At 52.9% G+C, this 2,874-nt stretch carries 3 protein-coding genes; 1 reads left to right on the top strand and 2 read right to left on the bottom strand.

The window, feature by feature from the left end:
* Nucleotides 1-364, bottom strand: a 364-nt coding sequence (locus tag RTY00_RS22960) for a Gfo/Idh/MocA family oxidoreductase (protein ID WP_312666493.1), incomplete at its 3' end; no start/stop codon positions are given.
* Between the two features lie 280 nt (nucleotides 365-644).
* On the opposite strand from RTY00_RS22960, the gene RTY00_RS22965 reads away from it, so the two are divergent.
* Entirely contained in the window at nucleotides 645-2,072 is a 1,428-nt protein-coding gene (locus tag RTY00_RS22965; RefSeq protein WP_312666495.1) for a trehalose-6-phosphate synthase, read from the top strand.
* 45 nt (nucleotides 2,073-2,117) lie between these two features.
* Here the strand turns inward: RTY00_RS22965 and RTY00_RS22970 are convergent.
* Nucleotides 2,118-2,874 (bottom strand): FAD-dependent oxidoreductase (locus RTY00_RS22970; protein WP_312666496.1); only part of this gene is annotated, 757 nt, incomplete at its 5' end.

Below are 2,874 nucleotides of genomic sequence, written 5' to 3' on the forward strand. Positions count from 1 at the left end.
GGTTGTGATAGACGCTCCACACCACGCCTTTAGCAGCCGCCGCCGCAGCCAGTTCCCGCCCGGTTTTGGCATCGGGTGCGAAGGGTTTATCCGCGATCACCGCCACACCGGCGTCAATCGCTTCCAGAACCAGTTCACGACGGGTTTGCGGTGGCGTGGTGATGGTGACGATATCCACGCCCGCCGCCAGCATTTCAGTCAGGCTGGCGAAGATTGGCACATCGGGATGGTCCGCTTTTGCTTTTGCGATGGTCGCAGGCGCGCGTGCAACAATGCCCGCCAGCTCCAATCCGTTTGCTGCCTCAATGAAGGGCGCGTGGAAATGTTTGCCGCCGGTGCCGTAACCCACAATGCCAATTTTCATGCTGCCTCCGTGAAAGATCGTTAGTGTCGAGCCTAATGATAGTTGCTGTTGCCTGAGCGGGTAGAATTTAAAAAATCACATGTATTAAATTTTTATAGTTCTTACCGATATTTTTACGGCTTTTTTACGGGCAGGTCGGATAAATTATATTCATCGACAGCGTGAACGATGTATATCAAAGAAAATAATGAGCGGAATCATTCAATTATTATTACGCCAACCTCTTCCAAATTCCCTGCCAGATATTAATAACGGGCAGATTAAGCAACGGGTAAAAAATATGTCAGGCTTAATGTTGGTATCACACAATCAAAACAACCACTCAACGCTTTCAAGCATTTATGAAAGTATATTGACGCGTCGTGGTGGCATGTGGGTGAAATGGAGTGGCGAGTTTGAATCTTTTACCACTGAACCTCATCGCGAGCTGAATTTTACTCGCGGTAAACACTTCGACACGCTGACGTTCCGTTTGACCAAATCAGAATATGAAGAAGGTTATCATCAATATATCCATCAGGGATTATGGCCGGTATTTCACCAGCGTCCCGATATGGCGCGCTTTTCCACCAGCAGCCAAATCGGTTATATGAAACTGAATGAAACCTATACGCGCGCCATCAGTGAATATGCCATGCCCGATGATGATATTTGGTTGCAGGATTATCATTTGATTCCCAGCATTAAAATGTTGCGCGATGTCGGCCTGATTAATCGTATCGGTTTCTTTTTCCATCAACCTTTCCCGGCGGGACAATCATTTGAATCGGTGCCGAACTGGCGCTATCTGGCCGATTCCTTATTATGCGCCGATCTGATTGGTTTCCAGACCACCCACGACATGAACAATTTTACGGCGTGGGTTGAATCCCGATTCCGTTGTGAACGGCTAACGCCTTACACGCTGCGCATTCATGGCCGCCAGATTCGTGTCGGCGTATTCCCGGTGGGCATTGATACCGCCGAAACCAGCGCGCTAGCTGAAAGTAACAGCTGCCAGTATATGGAACAGCAATGTCGCGAAACCCTACCGGAGAATCTCATCCTCAGCGGCGGGCATTTTGACGATAGCACCGGCACGCCCTACCGTATAAGTGCGATAGAAGTTTTGCTGCGTCAACACGAGGAGTATCACCACAAGTTTTCATTGGTGCAGCTGGCTTCAGCGGCGTCAGGTTACAGCCATCGCATCAAAGCGTTGTCGCGCGATTTAGAAACCCGCTGCGGCGAGATGAACGGCGTACATGGCGAGCTGAACTGGTATCCGGTGAGTTATTTGAGCAATCACTATTCGCGTGAAGAGCTGTGCGGATTTTACCGCGCGGCGCGCGTGGCGCTGGTTACACCGCTAATAGCCGGGATGAGTTTGATGGCGAAAACCTACGTCGCCGTGCAGGATCATGCCAATCCCGGCGTGCTGATTCTGTCGCAGTTTGCTGGCGCCGCCGAACAGATGCAGGGCGCGCTGTTGGTGAATCCCTACGATCCCGACGCCATCGCCGATGCCATTCATACTGCGCTCATTATGCCACTTTCGGTGCGTCGCGAACGTCACGCCAGCCTGCTAAAAAACCTGCATCTGCATGATTGCCACAAATGGGCTGAAAGTTTCATCAATGCGCTGCAGCCGCGAGAACAGGATTTCGATTTAACGCTTAAGTCGGGTGCGATGATTTCAAATGGTTTTAGCGGGCGACTGCGTTATTGATCCAAAATGGATGAGGCCGCCTGCGGGCGGCAATCAACTCGGACGTTATTGCGCCGCCGGGAAATTACGCTTTATCGGCGCAAACTCTTCCACGCTTTTACCCAGCAATCGTTGCGGGCGGAAATCGCTGAGCAGGTCACTTGCTACATCGCAGATGAGCTCTTCAGCCACCAGCTTGCCAATCAATGGTGAAAGCGTGATGCCGCTGTGCGTTACCGCTACATAGACGCGCTGATGTGCTGTGACATAACCGATTGCCGGTAAACCATCGGCAGGTCGGGCACGTTGGCCTACGACGATTTGTTCAATTTGCAACTCGCCCGCATCCGCAAACAGCGCGTGATAACGCGCGCGGAACTGCGCGGCGATGTCGCTGGTGATTGATGGTGGCGCAGCAGAATCGGCCAGGTGATCCAGCTCTAACGCTTGCAGCAGCAAACGTCCGCCGCCGTCCGGGCGTACGTTGAGTTGCGGAGAGATGAGATTGGCACTGAGCGACAGCGGCTGCGGCGCGGTGCGCACCAGAAAACTGCAGGCCACCGCGTTCGGTTTGCTGGTATCAAGCAACGCCAGGTTGAGTCCGAGTGAATTGAGCAGCTGATTGGCCCAGCGTCCGGTGGCTAACACGATACGATCGCCCTGCCACTGCTCGCCGTTTTCCAGATCCAGCGTAACGCGATCGGCACTTTCGCTGATGCTGTTGATGCGTTGATGCTGATACAGCAGCGCCCCGCGCGCTTTCGCTTCGGACCATAAGCGCGCCAGATAGAGCGCCGGATGCAGCACAGATTCTGTCGGGAAA

The organism is Pantoea sp. CTOTU49201 (genome assembly GCF_032054795.1).
GTDB lineage: Bacteria > Pseudomonadota > Gammaproteobacteria > Enterobacterales > Enterobacteriaceae > Pantoea > Pantoea symbiotica.

Coding starts and splice junctions, on each gene's coding strand:
- RTY00_RS22965 (WP_312666495.1), top strand. CDS start 645: ATGTCAGGCTTAATGTTGGTATCACACAATCAAAACAACCACTCAACG.